Origin of the sequence: Okeania sp. SIO2C9 (assembly GCF_010672455.1) — a bacterium.
Lineage (GTDB): Bacteria > Cyanobacteriota > Cyanobacteriia > Cyanobacteriales > Microcoleaceae > Okeania.
Map to the genome: position 1 here is coordinate 16,549 of NZ_JAAHGO010000061.1, position 16,868 is coordinate 33,416.

The following is a 16,868-nucleotide window of genomic DNA, read 5'->3' on the forward strand; positions in this document are numbered from 1 at the left end:
ACACTTGTATTTAAGTCTTTGTCAATAGAAACGACTATCAGAAATGTTTAAGCAGTGATTAGAACAGAAGATACAAATCTCACACTCATTACTACTATGGGAGAGAATATCGTTTTATATCGCTTACATACGTAAATTGTAAACTAAGTCAAAACTCCCTCTCCAGACTTTAATACTCACTAACAAAAATAGAGAAGCTATTCTAATGCTTTACTTTGCAGACTTACGCTTAGTAGCAGCAACCAAACCACCGATAGCCATTATACCTAATACTGTAGAAGGCTCAGGTGCATCAGCAGGAGGTTCAGATAAAATACCACCCCCTCCTCCTATAACAACTTCATAGTTACCACTGAAAGAACCTGCTGCATCATTGTCAGCTAATCCAGTAGCAGTAGCGGAGTCACTCCAAGCGAAACCAGTAACTCCATCAATATCGTATGCAAGAATTTCACTCATTTGCACACCTTCTAAGAAGTTTGCTAAACCTATGTGTACGTCTTTGAATCTATCTGCTAAGTTGAAGTGACCTGCTAAACCAACCACAATGTCGTCACCGACTGCGTTTATGTAAGAAATGTTGGGATCGCTAATCAGATCAAATCCTCCATTGCTTTTAAACATACCATAAGCAGCGCTTTTCATCGCAGTACTGCCTGCCAAAGCAGTTTGTGCCCAGGCATCAGAAAACCATTCTAAACCAACAGTTTGTTGCCAAGTAACATCATTGTAAATGTCCTCAGTCACATTGGTGAATTTAGCAGTTCCCTGACTATTTTGAGCTTGTACTCCAGCAAGTGGGTTACCGCCTGTATCGCTACTACCGAACTCTACATTACCACCAGGATTAGAGCTATCTCCTTGTAGGACTGAATTTAACTGGCTCAAGTCAGTTTCTTGAAAGCCATTACCTACTTGTTCGCGCAATATCAAATCTGTACCTATTGGGCTAAAAGTAGCAGCCATTGCTGGAGCGCCGAATACTGCACTCATACCAGCGACAACGGAAGCACTTGCTAAAAATTTCTTTACTAATCCTGCCATGATTTTTGTTTCCTTAATTTAATTTGTGTGTTGTAACAATTAGCTAGATTGAAAAATATATATTGACTGGTGAAATGGAAATTTATCTATTATGTTTATCAAAGCATAAGTAACAAGATATTTTGTGTGTTTCAAATCACTTGAGCTGATGATTCTTGTTTACTCTTTTGTATAACAATGCACCTGTTGTTAGGTTTTATATTGTTTGCCAGTCATTTAAGTTTTTTTCTTTCACTTAAATCCATTATAAGCAGTTTTATCACCGAATGTCTATATTTCTAGGCGATTTTTATATGAAATTTTAGTGAAGCTTAGTATTTAGAAAAACTCCTAGAAAACACTTATGTATTTCTACCTAAATCATTATCAATACAAAAATTCTCGTCCATATAATGAATTAATTACTTCTATAAATAATCATTTTTTCCCATTTCAAAAAAATCCAAAATAAAAGATAGTGTTTCCCCAGGATCTTCTCAGGAAACACTCACTATGACTAACTTTTAAATTAATTTAACCCACTATTGCGTTAACAGCAGCACAAAACATTATTTCTGCAAAAACACTGAAATTTTCTCCACAGCCCTTGACAAAATCTCCGACTTATGAACCAAAGCAAACCTCACATATCCCTCTCCAGCCTTGCCAAAACCAGCTCCAGGGGCTACTGCCACCCCTGTATTTTTTACTAAGTCCACACAGAACTCCACAGAATTATTAGCCCATGCTTCCGGTAGTTTCGCCCAAACATACATAGTGGCCGATGGAGTAGGTACAGGCCAACCAATTTGATGCAATGCCCCAACAAACACATCCCGACGTTGGCGAAAAATGTCCACAGTTTCTCTAACTACCTCTTGAGGACCAGTCAAAGCAGCGATCGCTCCATTGAGAATGCCTTGATACTGATTAAAATCAATACAAGCTTTAACCTGTCGCAAAGCTTGAATCAATTGAGCATTACCAATGGCATAACCAACTCGGAAACCCCCCATGCTATAAGATTTTGACATCGTAAAAAATTCTATAGAAACACTTTTTTCTGGGTCAGCTTGAAAAATAGAAGGAGCAATAGATTGTTTTTCGGGTGCTTGAGAAAAGGTATCAAAAACAAAGTCTAAATATGGAGCATCGTGAACTAAGGCTAAATTATGTTTTTGACAAAAAGCAACTGTTTCTTGGAGAAAAGATAAAGGAGTGATCGCTGTTGTGGGATTATGAGGATAACTCAAAACCATCATTTTGGCCTGAGATAAAACAGCTTGAGGAATGTCTGCCAAAACAGGCAAAAATCCATTTTCTGCCAATAAAGGCATTGGGTAAACTTGACCCCCTGCTAAAAACACCCCACCACTATGAGAAGGATAACTAGGGTCTTGCAGTAAAGCAAAATCACCAGGATTAAGTATAGCCAAGGGTAAATGAGCCGTACCTTCCTGGGAACCAATTAGAGGTAAAACTTCAGTTTCTGGGTCTACTGGAATGTCAAATTTATCCGTATACCACTGAGCTGCTGCCTGCCGAAAAGCTTGAGTGCTAGAAAATAACGAATAACCATGAGTAGTAGAGTCTGACAAAGATTGAGCGATCGCTTCTAAAGCGTGGGAAGGCGCGGGTAAGTCAGAAGACCCAAGAGACAAATCTATCAAATTTTGCCCTGCTGCTTTTGCCAATGCTTTTGCCCGGTCCATATCGGCAAATACATTAAAGCTTAAGGGAGCTAAACGTTGTGATAATTGCATTTTAATTTAACCTCTGAATTGACTTTTGTAGTTCTGATCTACTTTACTTTTGCCAAATATTTGTCAATCTTCCAATACCCGCGTCAAAAGTCAAAATTTAACTTCCCTGGCGGGAAGTCCCGCGCTCTCCCGTTGGCGGAGGATGGTGGCGGCAGCTATTAGGGGAGCGGAGGGATGGTCAAGCCAGGGCCTTGAGTCGGATACCTCCAAAAATAAAACCTTCCTATACCCTTGACAAGCTAGGAGGTATGCATGTTATCACGAAGGTTAACACAGGGGAAGGACATCACCTCACACGAAACAGCGGTCATTTTTTTCATAATGTAAGAATCCCGCGTTGTCGCGCTATGCGCAACGTCGGGAGTATGTCAAGAGGCACACAGTCGTACATGGGAATTAAACAATAATTGAAAATACTTTTTTAAGACACCCAACTCCTCATCTATAATTCCCATCAAGATTTTTATATCTGAATCAAGCGATCGCTCTACATTTCTCCATCAACCTCTGAGCTACATTTATATTACATTGTATTATTGCGACATACGCATTAGTAAAAAAGGGATCTCAATTGAGCGATCGCTCCATATTTCTCCATCAACCTCTGAACTACATTTATATTACATTGTAATATTGCGGCATACGCATTAGTAGAAAAGGGATCTCGATTGAGCGATCGCTCTACATTTCTCCATCAACCTCTGAGCTACATTTATATTACATTGTATTATTGCGACATACGCATTAGTAAAAAAGGGATCTCAATTGAGCGATCGCTCTACATTTCTCCATCAACCTCTGAGCTACATTTATATTACATTGTATTATTGCGACATACGCATTAGTAAAAAAGGGATCTCAATTGAGCGATCGCTCCATATTTCTCCATCAACCTCTGAGCTACATTTATATTACATTGTATTATTGCGACATACGCATTAGTAAAAAAGGGATCTCAATTGAGCGATCGCTCCATATTTCTCCATCAACCTCTGAACTACATTTATATTACATTGTATTATTGCGACATACGCATTAGTAGAAAAGAGATCTCAATTGAGCGATCGCTCCATATTTCTCCATCAACCTCTGAACTACATTTATATTACATTGTATTATTGCGACATACGCATTAGTAGAAAAGGGAGGCGATCACTATTTAACTACTAACAGAAAAAACTTACAGGAGGTAAATCTCATGTCAGCATTAATCGAAGCTTTAGAACGAATGAAAGAGTATCATCTTAAACACAGTCCCTTCGCAGTAGAAGAACTACAACCAGGACTGACAAGAACACAAATAGATGAGCTAGTTAAAGACTTACCTTTTTCTTTGCCAGAAGAACTCTACGAACTTTACCAGTGGCATAATGGAATGACAAACCCGCAAATTTTTATTTCGAATGGGAAAGGATTGTATGGATTTTTGTCCCTTGAAAAGACTCTGGAAACTTCTCAAAGAGAATATGAGGCAGCACTTGCTGGATACGGAGATTTTCTTCCTAACTGGCTGTTGATTTTTGAGGCCATTCCAGATAATTGTGCAGAAGGCTGTGTTCTAGTTGTAGATAAGGAAACAGCGGTCATGCGTACCTACGATTCTGAGTATCGTGACTATCCCATTTCACACACCAGCCTCACAAATATGGTGCTGGCGGATATATGTGGTGATGGTACAGACTTTAGTGGTGCAGACTTAAGTCATGCTGACTTCCGAAACATCCGCATTCACAGTAGAGTCATATTTAATCAAGATACCAATCTAGAGTCAGCAGATTTTAGAGGTTCCGACTTAACTAGAGCAAACCTGGGTGCTGCCAACCTTAGCAATGTTAAGTTGAAGGATGCCTTCTACAGTTACCAAACAATTTTTCCAGAGGGAACTGACTTGTCTGAACTAGTCTATATTGGACCTGGTGCAAATCTAGCAGGTATGGATCTGCGAAAAATTTATTTTAGCGATTTCAACCTGGCAGGTGCTAATTTGAATGGAGCCATTTTAACAAAGAAATACATGGATAATGCTAACCTAGAAAACGCTAACTTGACAGGAGCTGACCTCTATCGTGTTAACTTAGAAGGTGCTAATTTGAGTGGAGCTAATTTCCAAGATGCTAATCTCAGGTCAGCTAGACTGAAGAATGCTATTTTTAACAATACCATTATGCCAGACGGTAGTATGAAAAACGGTATTGGTGATGGTCATTTCAGTTATCAGTTATCAGTTATCAGTTATCAGTGAACCTCCGACTGAAGTCGGAGGCTTGAAATACTGAACTAAATATTTTTTTCATCCCCTTAAAAGGGGAGGCACATACCCTCATTTTTTGGTAAAGAATATTTTGTAGGACTTAGAGAGTACCGCTATAAATAGGTAATTTGGTCATTTTTCTGATATTGCAACTATAATCAGTGCCGTTGCGTAAGTCCTGAGAATATTGTCAACTGAACAAATTATCAGTATTCTAAAATAACAATGACCAAAAAAGAGGGTCAATAGCCTCCCCTTAGCTGCGTCGCGACCTGGCGCTCTACAAGGAGATGAAAAACAGTTTGCTATTCCCTATTCCCTATTCCCTAGCGTAGCTATAACTGATAACTGAAATGACCACACCTTCTTCTGTTACTATTACCGTTCCTGCAACTACCGCAAATATTGGCCCTGGTTTTGACTGCATCGGTGCAGCTCTCTCCTTATATAACCGCTTAAAATTCTCTATTGCGGATAGCGCAACAGAACTCAAAATTTCTGTCACTGGCAAAGAAGCTGCACGAGTCAGCACAGATAAAACCAATCTTGCCTATCAAGCATTCGTCAAATTATATGAACATCTCAACCAAATACCCCCATCTGTGGAAATAGAAATCGACTTAGGGGTACCCTTAGCTAGGGGTTTAGGAAGTTCAGCTACTGCAATAGTCGGAGGTTTACTCGGAGCAAATCAACTAGCGGGACATCCTTTGAGTAAAACAGAAATAATGAATTTAGCGATCGCCATTGAAGGACATCCAGATAATGTTGTACCTGCCTTACTCGGGGGCTGTTGTTTAACTGCTTCGACTCCTAGTGGTTGGGAAGTATGTGATATTCCTTGGCATTCTGATATTGTGCCAGTAGTAGCAATTCCAGACTTTGAACTTTCAACAGCAGAAGCGCGACGAGTCTTACCAACAGAATACTGTCGCGCCGATGCAATATTCAATGCTGCCCATTTAGGCATTTTGTTAAGAGGTTTAGAAACTGGTAATGGAGATTGGTTAAAAGCTGGAATGCAAGATAAAATTCACCAACCCTACCGTAAGTCTCTAATCAAAGGATATGAAAAAGTTAGATTAGCTGCTTTAGATGCTGGTGCTGATGAAATGGTAATCAGTGGTGCAGGACCGACTTTATTAGCACTGACAAATTCACTCACAACATCAGCAGTAGTAACAGCAATGGCAGATACTTGGAAAAATCAAGGAGTAGTTACAGAAGTAAAAGCTTTAGAAGTTGACACTAGAGGAGCAATTTGTAATTAGCTTAGTGATTTGATAGAACGCGATCGCTACCTTGGTATAATTGGCAAACAAACACCAATGCTTGTCCAAATTTTCCATAAATTTAGCGATCGTCATAATTTTTTCCTTCTAGATCAGGACTTACGCAACGGCAACAATCATACTGGTTATATCAGCAATAATGACCAAATAATACACTATATGTAGCGGTACTGCGTAAGTCCTGTAGATTAAATATACATATAGCACTTTCGGTGCAGTTGGTATGCAAACGTGCAGGTAATATCATCTCCGGATAATTAGACTTGTCGCTTTATAGAACCCATTTGATAGCTATATAATTATGGTAGTCAAGTCTTTTCGCGCATCAGTTTTGAGGAAAAATCATTTGAAGGAGTGTTTAATTTTTTGTATTGTCTCTCCCCACATCTTCCCTCTTCCCTCTTACCGAATAATTAATAATTAATAATTAATAATATCATGTCCGGTAGCATCGGTCTTGTATAGTAAATAGGCAACAGCTCCGGAAGGCAACAGCTCCGGAAGGCAAGAAAAAAACTTAAATTTCCTGCAAATATCCACGCCAACTTTTACACAAACGATTGCCTTCGGACATGATATACAGCGCTTTTCAAATTGATGAACCACATCTTCACACATCAAACTTTGTAGGGACGTTCCATGGAACGTCCCTACTGTGGTCTACTAATCATGAAAACCGCTGTAATTAAATAATTCGCGCCTTGAAGCCTCTCCTTTTAAGGGGAAAAAAAGCGGTCGTTTGCGCAGCATTCCGTAGGATGGGATGGCGCAGGTTTCCTGCGCCATATCCAATCGACCAAGAAAAGAAATAATATCTCCTGATATTCAATTCCGTAACGGTTAAAACCCGAGGTAATTATCAATTATCAATTATCCATTATCCATTAATGAACTCCTATCTCCCCCTCCTAGGAGCAGTAGGGGTGGGTTGTCTCCTTTCTCCTGACTCAAGGCTAAAAAAACTTGATATTTATGAAGATACGATCAGGGGTTCTATAACTTAAAAAATCCCCAAAAACTTTGTTCTGTAAGGATTGTAGCCATTGGCAACCAAAAAGTATTAGAATTATTGCTCTGTCTAGGTTGGAGCGATTTTTTTCCCTCTATTTAGCGACAACTCTATTATATATCTCCGAAAATAGTCAAACACTTACTCTAACTATCTTTTGGAGAGCGTTCGCCAATACTTAAGATAGTTGATTTTTACCGTAAAATCAGTATTATAGATACTTACTATTAGAGCTGATTCATAAAGAGAATCTAAAGAAAGTTTAGTCCCAGTCAAATTAGGTGTTACTATTGAGTATAGTTGATCCATATTGTAACCAATGAGTCGTCTACCTGCGATCGCCAACCCTAAAAGTCAACCATACCCAAGAGACCTGAGTGATTCGACTGGGGGATATACTTAAGCCTCTGCTACCTAAGTTTAAGGGATTTGGGCATCCTGTTCAAGTGGATTTCCGAGAGATTCGTATGGGGTATATTTTATGTACAAAGAACTGGATGTCAATAGACATCTCCAAAAATCAAAAATAAAATCAATTCTTATCCATAAATTATCAATTATTTATCCCTGTTGCCTGTTGCCTGTTGCCTGTTGCCTCTTTTCTGGAGATGTCTAATGGGAAATGATGCCCCATGACTTACCACCCTATACAACTGTATACAGGTACTTCCAGAAATTGCAGCCTCGTGGTTTCTGGCAAGTTCTCCACGAGCAAGTTCGGCAAAAATTAAGAACACAACTAGACAGAGATCAGCACTCCACCGTTGCGATAGCGTACGCTTAACCGGAGGTTATCGCTGATTCCTATGGCAGTCAAAACAACAGAAAAAAGGGATCTGTCTACGGCGCGCGATGGTGGTAAGAAAGTTAAAGGGCGTAAGCGCCATATAGTCGTAGATTCTCAAGGATTATTAATTGGAGTTCTGGTGAGTAAGGCAAATGCCTCAGAATGTTTAGGAGCAGTAGTTGTGCTCAATGAGGCAAAGAGCAAGCTATCGAAAGAGCGAGGTAGTCTGGGTAGATCAGGGTTATTCTGGTAAAAACTTTGCCAATGCTGTTAGGCAGGTTTGTGGCGATGGCGTCAGGGTGGAAGTGATCAAACGAACATCAGAGAGTTTTGAGCAATTGCCGTGGGCGATGGATTGTTGAACGCAATGCATGGGTGGCTAAATAGATTTAGACGCTTAAGTAAGGATTATGAAGTCTATTCAGATGTAAGTGAAGCAATGATTTATGGCTCATTAATCCAACTCATGGTCAAGCGACTAGCTTTCTTTAGATTTACTTTATGAATCAGCTCTTAAAAACAAGTTCAAAAATAGCAATATAAATTCAATAATTATTATCTTGCTCAAGATTTATTTATTACTACAAAATAAATGTCCCTATTCGTAATCTTACTAACCCACAAATAGTCATAATTATTTGCTCAGCCTTTGTAGGGATTTAATCTAAATCTTTCTTGAGCTACCCTAAATATTTTGACTAATCTAATTATATGTTCAACAAAAATTCGTTAGTAGCGCAAATTCTCTATTTTGAGATTTTTCTGAGTCTGTTAGTTCTCGTTTTTTCGGCTTTTTTTTAGGTGTTTTAATCCTCAGTTCTCCAGTATAGGCTTTATCTCCACTAAATTTTTGTTTACTGTCAAACTTTTTCTCAGTTTCACGGAAATATTGTATATCACTTTTTTTCCCTGGTTCTCCTGCTGAAATATCCACAATATCCTTACCTTTTGGCAATACAATTACTTGCCCTTTTCTTGAGTGCTTCTTACATTCGCCGTGCGACGGCGAATGAAGCACTCGCTTTTTTGTATGAGTTTTTTTCTTTCCTGAGTAATATTCCTTTTGTTTTTCATATTCTCTTGGTCTTTCTATCCCCTGTTCGTAGCCATCTACAATTAATTCAAATTCTGTTAATATTTCTTTGACAATTTCATAGTCACTTTGTTTTTTTTACCTGTTCTAAGAGACTTGTTGTTCAACAATTAATAATGAATAATGAATAATGAATAATTACCTCTCCTTGAAAAGAAGAGGATTGACTAATCATGAAAATTTTTCTTCACAGGAGTCGATTGGATATGGCGAGGAGACCTCGCCATCCCTCGACCGCTTATTATCCCCTTAAAAGGGGAGGCTTTAAACCACAATTTTTCGGTAATAAATACCCAATAATTGGCCACCAATAATTAAAGGTATCATTAGCTGTAGTTTCACTCACTCCAAATTGAATGCCTAGTAGTTGAAACGTTGTCAAATGTCTTAAATAAGTTAAGGTTAAAATAATTTGGTCTGAGATAGATAATTTAGGTGGCTTACCACCACCATAAGCAATTATTCTAACTTTTTAGCTGTGGCTATTTCTTGCTTATTATTGTGGAGTTTTTCTGCTTGTTTTAGTAACTTTTCTAGCTGTTCATACTTGATGCCTAATAAACGTTCTGATTCTTGTAGATGATTGTAAATGTACTCAAGCATACTGGTCATAATTAGCAACTGAAAATTACATTTTTTATGATTCTATCACAATTTATTTATTTTTTGGAGATGTCTATTAGTTATGAAAAAAAACTATTCTTTCAGTTGCTATCGCAAATCTCTTTTTGATCTCTAAGACCTACGGACATTTCATGCAACGTCCCTACTACTCCCTACTCCCTAACCTCACTTATTTATAAGTATTAAACCGGGGGTGAGATCACCAACAGGACTTATACAGTACCGCTATATATAGCATATAACTTCGTCATTATTCTAGATACAATCACTATAACTAGTGCTGTTGCGTAAGTCCTGACCAAATAAATCATTTTTTGTACCTTTTTCCCAAAAAGCTCTTCCCTGTTCTACCAAGCGTGAAAAAAATGTTACGAATAATTAGGAGAGTTAAAATACTTGAGATCAGATGTTACAAGTGACTAAAAAGAAGTCTTCTAGCTAAGACATGATACTTAATATATTAATTCTGTACGTCGCCCTAACGACAGATACCCTAACTGAGTTCCGAGTTCTGACTCCTAAGTAGTCACATAATTATTTCTAGCAAACATTTGTCATGCTTGGTATTCCCTGTTCCCTACTTCAGGCAAAAATTTATATCTTTTTCACCAGAGGTCTATTGATCAGTATTCAACCAGACATAATATAACAGGGAACAGAGAAAGACTGTTAAACTATCAGCTCTATTCAATGAGTCAATATTTATATACCCAATTTCAATGCTAAACAGCTTATGCTAAATGCTAATATTAAACATGATTTCTCCTAAGCAGTAATTATTTAACTTTCAAAGTCCGTAAACGATTGATTGCTGCTGCCAACTCAAAACGTCGGAAGATAGCTAAATCTGCTTGTGGAAAAGGAAGCAAAACATCCAAACCTTTAGATTCAATATCTGCCATAATAGCATCAACAACTTCTGACAATGTTCGATCACTATCCATGTATTGTTTTTTAGCATAAACCATAGCTGCACCAATCGCCGTTAGTTGGTCTTTACTCACTAACTGTTCAACACTAGAGAGGTCAACATCCTCGCTACCAAACACCACTTCATCAACATCTCGTACTTTTAAACGCACATCTCGTCGCCCTCGACTAGGATCTAAACTTTCTGGTAGTGGTATGCGCGCTCGAATTTCGCCAAATTTTTCACCACCTTCTAGAGTACGACCAGTAACGTATTGTTCGGCAATCTCTTTAGCTTTTTCTGTAACTTCTCTAGCTTGAAAGTTTTCCATAGCAATGATTTTATCTGCCACTTCAAAATAGTCACCACTACCACCCATAACCAAAATTGTTGATACTTGATAGTCAGTATATAACTGTCTTACCTTATCAATAAAAGGAGTTATAGGTTCACTATCTTTGGCAATAAGTTCTTGCATCCGGCGATCGCGAATCATAAAATTAGTTGCTGCCGTGTCCTCATCTACTAACAAGACAGGGGAAGTTGTCACAATTTCTTCAGATCCTTCAGGTCTATCATTTTTAATACCTATCTCCAAAGCTTCCATAATATTTGCAGCTTGAGAGGTACTACCACTAGCATTTTCAGTAGTAAATTGAGTAGTAGAACGATCTTGAGGCAATTGATTAATAAACGGCGAAATATCTACAGCTGCAACACTACGACCATCCTCTGCTCTAATTTTCACCGCTGCTGGATCTGTCACAACAAATTCACGTCCATCACCAGGAATGTGGTTATAAACCCCTAATTCAATCGCTTTGAGGAGGGTAGACTTACCATGATAACCACCACCCACAATTAATGTCACCCCTTTAGATATTCCCATGCCAGAAATTTTACCTTGATTCGGGCATTCAAACTCTACTTCCAAAGATGGAGGAGACTGAAATGGCACTACATTCTCAGATGACAAAGGGCGACTGTCAATCCCACTACGACGTGGTAAAATTGCACCATTAGCAACAAAAGCCACCAGATTTTTTTCTACCAACTGCTTCCGCAAAAAATCTGTATCTTCTACAGTTTCTACATGACGGCGACAAGCATCAGCATCTAATTGTTCATATTTGAGACTCCGATGAACAATATAAGGCATATCATCACACAACATTTCTGCGGCCTGTCTGCCTAGAATACGACGACCATTTGCCGGTAATCCAACTATTAATCGTACTTCAACACCTTTTTGAGTATTGTTTTTTAATTTTATAGGTTTTCCTCTTTGTAAAGCAGGGTTTGACCCAGGAGAAACAACTTTAGGAGCTGGAGGATCTATATTAGCCAAGTATACTGATGTTCGTTCCAGCACTTCCTGTCCCATTTTCGTAATTGCCACCATCCCACTTTTGCCAGTGCCACGCCGTCCACTGACCTCATAAGCCATTCTGTCAAATTTACGAGTTAGGAAATCCCGTAGGGCCACTTCTCGAATTGGACTTTTATAAAGTTCTGGAGGAAAGGCAGCAACTGTATAAGGCACCTGCACCCGAAGTTTACTAGGAGCGCCAAAGGGGTCTCCCTGAATATAATCAATAATTAGGGTAAAGTCAGGAAATTCGTAACTACCTTGAATATCTCTGTAAGCTTTGTAGTTACAGTTGTCTAAGTCTAAAAGTTTCTGCCTGAGAGTTTGTTGATTAGTCATTTTTCAGGTATCAGGTGTCATGCTAGAACGGATAATTAGTAATAATACTGTAGGTTGGTTCTGCACTTAACTTAACCTAACCTACAAAGTGCCAATTTTTTATGATATAGCAGGGAACAGACAACAAGCAACAGATTTAAAAACATTTCCCTGTAAATAGCTATGTTTTAACCTATCTGTCTATTACAATAACTATTAGCATTTCCGAATTATGATATAATATTATACTTGCTTAATTCGGTATGAAAAAATGTTCCATCTCAGCACCATTGTCACATCTTTACTTGATATCCCCATCTCCCCACACTACCCACCCTATGAATCTAATTACACCGATGCTACCGGATTTGATACAACCCCTAGCTCCTGACTACTACACTAGTAGACCACTCTAGGGACATTCCATGGAACATCCCTACAAGGATTTTGCTTTTGTCTATGTGGTTCACCCATCTTAAACACTTAAACAGTGCTGCAAATCAGATAAGCGGGTTTGATTTAATTTCTAAAACACCTGTGTCACCATCAATATGGGCCTCAACTCCTACAGGTAAAGCTGCATTTGGACTATCATGGCCAAAAGGAAGGTCGGAAACGATGGGAATGTTTAAATCAGCCAGGCGATCGCGCAATACGTCTTCAACAGTAAACTCTGTATTATTCATAAGGCCAGGGGAACATTGACTAAACCGCCCCAGAGCAATACCATTTACCTGCTGTAAAACCCCAGCCATCCGCCAGTGGGTCAACATTCGGTCAATACGGTAAGGAACTTCATTTGTATCTTCTAAGGCTAAAATTGTCCCACTCAAATCTGGTTGATACTTAGTGCCTAATAAATGACCAGCTACAGTTAAATTTGCAGGCATTAAATATCCCTTGGCCTGGCCTCCACCCCAACCATTGCCTTTTAAAGGTTCTAGGGAACGACCCTCCACCAAGTCAAATAGTCGTTGAATTGACCACTCTGGTTCCGCAGCTAAAGTAGTTAATAATGGACCATGAACACAGGAAAAATTGCTAATTTTACTAAAAGTCCACAGCAGGGCAGTAATATCAGAAAAACCAATCAACCATTTAGGAATAGGCAATGAAAAATCATTGAGGTTTGGCCAGTTTTCGAGTAAGCGAGTCGTGCCATAACCACCCCTAGAGCAGAGAAGACCACGATAATTTTCATTACTCATCGCTGCTATTAATTGAGTGAAGCGACTTTCGTCTGTACCTGCTAAATAACCCCATTGTTCATCATAACCAGGAGTTAATTCTACTTGGTAGTCATGCGATCGCCAAATTTCCACTCCCTTTTCAAAAGCATCTAATTCTCGCAGACAACCGCTTGGTGAAATAACTTGTAGTAAGTCACCAGGTTTTAACCAATTTTGATTTAGCATATTATTATTTAGGGAATAGGGAACTAGGGAGCTAGGGATAGATAATATCATATCCACTGGGGCGCGTTTGTGTAAATTCAAGGGTGAATATTATGAATATATATAGGAAATTGGTAGTCCTGCATGGTAATGGTGAGGATATATATTTTTTAATTTCTCCCACACTCCCCACACTCCCCACACTCCCCACACTCCCCCACTCCCTCTACCATTACTATGCACCACCACCTAGGAAATTTAAGTTTTTTTCTTGCTGTTATATTAACTTAAGCCTTCCTGCCTCTTCATTCTTCCCTCTTCATTCTTCCTTCTTTTACCCAACTCTATTCACAACTAAAATATTACGATTTTTGTCACCCACTCGTTTATACATAAACTGATCGACACTGTCTTTTGCTAAATATACTCCTAATCCACCCATAGGGCGTTTTTCTAAGGCTTGTTGTAAAGTTTCTTCTGTTACCATTTCTGCTTGAGTAGGATCGTAAGGTATAGCTGTATCTTCAATATAAACAGTTAAATTTTGCTCATTTATTTCGGCTTGTATAGAAATATTCCCTGCTAAACCAGCTTCATCATAGCCATGAGTAATAATATTTGTTGCTATTTCATCTACTGCTAAACGTAATTTATATGATGCTTTTTTTTCTAAACCAGCTTCTTTTCCTGCCGACATAATATATTGACCAATTTTTCCTAAAGAGTCTAGGCTACCTGACACTATTAAAGGTTCCATAATGCTCCTTTTTTGAGTTTTTTTTAGTAATAGTTTTCATTAATTTCTACGCACCGCTAACATTGTAAGATCATCAAATTGTGGCGCATCATCAATATAAGTAGGGCTTGCTGATTAAATCTAAAAGCATTGACATATAAAGACAAGTGCTTTTTTTAGGTCAAAAAAAGTACGCCTGTTTGAGCTATTCATGCTCATGCATGGAGCGTATTTTAGGCGCATAGTTGGACAGAAACATCCAGAAAAATTCTTGCTCCTACATCCTAGCTCATTCCCATTTCTCCTGTATCCTGTATCCTGTATCCTGTATTCTACCCTCACCCATAAGACTTTTTCAGCAAACCCTAAGTAAATAAATTATCTTTAATGCGTTTCATCAATTATGATGCATAACTAGCAGATTTTTATACTATTTATTTTTGCTTATTATCTGTAAATAACTTTCCTTCAGGAGATTTTGCCTCAGTATAACTGATTAGTATATCTGCTTCATAAAACCGATATAAAACGTCACAAGTGTCACATTTTAATGTTTACTTCCTGCTTCCACCGGAACTGTCGGCAGCACTCCGTCCACAGGCATCAACGGTCAAGCTGACCGCATTACTTAAATTAATACTTGCGTCTTATACCCGGTCTATAGATATCCCACAATCACCGCAGTCATAAGTACGATTATTTAAGGGCATATCTTGAACATGACCACAGTAGGAGCAAGTTTTTGAAGATGGAAAAAACCTATCAACTACTACTAATTTAGAAAAGCATCGTCAAAGTCTCCAGCTACTTGCTTGGCCTGATGAAAACAGGCAACTATTTTCCAATCATCCAGCTTAGGAATATCGTAGGGAAGAAAGTCTATTTAGGGCTTGCTGATTAATTCTCAAAGCATTTATATATAAAGGTTTGAACAATTTTATAACTTTAAAAAATAACTGGTTTTCAGCTCTTCATGCTCAAAAAGTTGGCATTTTGGGCGCATAGTTGGGTAAAAAAAATCTCCCCTACTCCCCTACACAAGCGCTCCCCTACTCCTGAAAAAAGACTAGTGAAGCGCAAACCCTATTTAAAATTGTACGGGCGAACCTTTGTTCGCCTCTACTACTGACTATTTCTTCAATGCATAAATTTTGTTCAAATATTCTCTACCTTAGCTGCATCATATTCATCCAGTAAATAAATACTTTGATCGAAACCTGTTTTCTTGATGGTATCCAGCACCATTTCTTGAACACCTACCATATAAATATCAACACCTGTTCCCATTTTTTGTTTGGAGAAAATCAATACCCGGAGACCCGCACTTGCCATATATTCTAGGTCATTCATTATTAAAACAAGTCTTTTCGGGTTTTCGGCTGCTGCTTCCTCTACTTTTTTCTTAAAAGCTGGAGCGGTAGACCCATCTAGCTCTCCAGATAAAGTTATTTTAGCGATGCCGTTTGTTGTTTCTAGAGTTGCTTCAAAAGCCATAATTTTCCCTTATTTATTAATTTCGTCGTAATTTATACTACTGAGCGATATTTTTGGTTTTTCTATCATATCATTCCTGAGTTATATCATGTTCGGATAATTAGTAGACATCTCCACCAAAATAGGGGACAGGGAACAGGGAGAATTAACGAAGTCAGAAGTTAGTAGGGGCGAACGGCCGTTTGCTTCGCATAACTATCGTTAACGCCCGTACAGAAGTTATTTTTGTAACGGGGATTTGAGCAATTCTCCAAAAATATTTCGCTTTAAAAGGCAAGGTTTTATACTAATTTCCATGCATTAATGTTCTTCTTTATGAAGATTTCAGTTATTAAGTAATAATAATGTTCCAGTAATGTTTGTAACGATTATCGGTATTAAACCAAGATATCTTATATCTTTGAACCCCACTCCCTAATCCCTACTCCCTACTTTATACTCTCTAGGAGATGTAGCAAGAATTTTGAGATTTTGTATTAGATACAATTTTTTTGATAATTGATAATTTATGGATAATAATTGATTTTATTTTCACCGAATAATTAGGGCTTGCTGATTAAATCTAAAAGTATTTATAGATAAAGGTTTTAGTCTTTTTAAGTATCAAAAAGTGCGAAATTTTAAGTGGTAATGGTTCAAAAATGAGCGGATTTTGGTCAAGATTTGGGCAGAAAAATCATTCTTACAATTCTTGCTCCTACCTCCTCGCTCCCGAGCCATTTCTCCTGTCTCCTGTCTCCTGTCTCCTACCCCTACTAAAAGACTTTTTCAGCAAACTCTAATTAATAATTAATAATTAACAATT

The 16,868-nt window shown here is 38.2% G+C and carries 15 protein-coding genes and 1 pseudogene; 4 read left to right on the forward strand and 12 right to left on the reverse strand.

What is annotated here, in order from left to right; all coding sequences use genetic code 11:
• Positions 1–210: 210 nt before the first annotated feature.
• Together F6K23_RS30420 and F6K23_RS30425 are read right to left on the reverse strand one after the other, a co-directional pair.
• Positions 211–1,044 carry an NF038130 family PEP-CTERM protein gene (locus F6K23_RS30420; RefSeq protein ID WP_293162883.1) on the reverse strand — a complete coding sequence of 278 codons (834 nt, stop codon included), beginning with the start codon at positions 1,042–1,044 and terminating at the stop codon, positions 211–213.
• 548 nt (positions 1,045–1,592) lie between these two features.
• Positions 1,593–2,786 (reverse strand): LL-diaminopimelate aminotransferase, encoded by a 1,194-nt coding sequence (locus tag F6K23_RS30425; protein ID WP_293162886.1) that lies wholly within the window; start codon positions 2,784–2,786, stop codon positions 1,593–1,595.
• Positions 2,787–3,984: 1,198 nt separating this feature from the next.
• Between F6K23_RS30425 and F6K23_RS30430 the strand changes: the two genes are divergently transcribed.
• The 3 genes from F6K23_RS30430 to F6K23_RS30440 all read left to right on the forward strand — a co-directional run bounded on the left by F6K23_RS30430 (position 3,985) and on the right by F6K23_RS30440 (position 6,494).
• The gene (locus F6K23_RS30430; RefSeq protein WP_293162889.1) at positions 3,985–5,028 is read left to right on the forward strand and encodes a pentapeptide repeat-containing protein; all 1,044 of its coding nucleotides are present in this window, start codon (positions 3,985–3,987) and stop codon (positions 5,026–5,028) included.
• A 362-nt stretch (positions 5,029–5,390) separates the two neighbouring features.
• The gene (gene thrB / locus F6K23_RS30435; RefSeq protein WP_293162891.1) at positions 5,391–6,308 is read left to right on the forward strand and encodes a homoserine kinase; all 918 of its coding nucleotides are present in this window, start codon (positions 5,391–5,393) and stop codon (positions 6,306–6,308) included.
• 9 nt (positions 6,309–6,317) lie between these two features.
• Positions 6,318–6,494, forward strand: coding sequence for a hypothetical protein (locus F6K23_RS30440; protein WP_293162894.1), 177 nt, complete (start codon positions 6,318–6,320; stop codon positions 6,492–6,494).
• Between the two features lie 1,401 nt (positions 6,495–7,895).
• On the opposite strand, the gene F6K23_RS30445 is transcribed toward F6K23_RS30440, so the two are convergent.
• Positions 7,896–8,075: a hypothetical protein gene (locus F6K23_RS30445; protein ID WP_293162896.1), complete on the reverse strand. Its 180-nt coding sequence runs from the start codon at positions 8,073–8,075 to the stop codon at positions 7,896–7,898.
• A 69-nt stretch (positions 8,076–8,144) separates the two neighbouring features.
• On the opposite strand from F6K23_RS30445, the gene F6K23_RS30450 reads away from it, so the two are divergent.
• Positions 8,145–8,378, forward strand: coding sequence for a transposase (locus F6K23_RS30450; protein WP_293162898.1), 234 nt, complete (start codon positions 8,145–8,147; stop codon positions 8,376–8,378).
• A gap of 462 nt (positions 8,379–8,840) precedes the next feature.
• Here the strand turns inward: F6K23_RS30450 and F6K23_RS30455 are convergent, their stop codons facing one another.
• The 9 genes and pseudogenes from F6K23_RS30455 to F6K23_RS30490 all read right to left on the reverse strand — a co-directional run bounded on the left by F6K23_RS30455 (position 8,841) and on the right by F6K23_RS30490 (position 16,063).
• A complete protein-coding gene (locus F6K23_RS30455) occupies positions 8,841–9,275 on the reverse strand; it encodes a transposase family protein (protein WP_367267866.1) in 435 nt (144 codons plus the stop codon).
• Between the two features lie 184 nt (positions 9,276–9,459).
• Complete coding sequence (locus F6K23_RS42275) at positions 9,460–9,600, reverse strand: transposase family protein (RefSeq protein WP_367267864.1); 141 nt, start codon at positions 9,598–9,600, stop codon at positions 9,460–9,462.
• A 77-nt stretch (positions 9,601–9,677) separates the two neighbouring features.
• A complete protein-coding gene (locus tag F6K23_RS30460) occupies positions 9,678–9,821 on the reverse strand; it encodes a hypothetical protein (protein ID WP_293162900.1) in 144 nt (47 codons plus the stop codon).
• A gap of 797 nt (positions 9,822–10,618) precedes the next feature.
• Positions 10,619–12,460: an ABC-ATPase domain-containing protein gene (locus F6K23_RS30465; protein ID WP_293162903.1), complete on the reverse strand. Its 1,842-nt coding sequence runs from the start codon at positions 12,458–12,460 to the stop codon at positions 10,619–10,621.
• 479 nt (positions 12,461–12,939) lie between these two features.
• Positions 12,940–13,854, reverse strand: coding sequence for an LD-carboxypeptidase (locus tag F6K23_RS30470; RefSeq protein WP_293162906.1), 915 nt, complete (start codon positions 13,852–13,854; stop codon positions 12,940–12,942).
• A gap of 90 nt (positions 13,855–13,944) precedes the next feature.
• Positions 13,945–14,082, reverse strand: coding sequence for a hypothetical protein (locus F6K23_RS30475; RefSeq protein WP_293162909.1), 138 nt, complete (start codon positions 14,080–14,082; stop codon positions 13,945–13,947).
• Positions 14,083–14,167: 85 nt separating this feature from the next.
• A complete protein-coding gene (locus F6K23_RS30480) occupies positions 14,168–14,590 on the reverse strand; it encodes an ATP-binding protein (RefSeq protein WP_293162912.1) in 423 nt (140 codons plus the stop codon).
• A 626-nt stretch (positions 14,591–15,216) separates the two neighbouring features.
• Positions 15,217–15,336 (reverse strand): annotated as a pseudogene (locus tag F6K23_RS30485) (zinc ribbon domain-containing protein); the annotation flags it as partial.
• 388 nt (positions 15,337–15,724) lie between these two features.
• Positions 15,725–16,063, reverse strand: coding sequence for an anti-sigma factor antagonist (locus tag F6K23_RS30490; RefSeq protein WP_293162915.1), 339 nt, complete (start codon positions 16,061–16,063; stop codon positions 15,725–15,727).
• Positions 16,064–16,868: the final 805 nt, after the last annotated feature.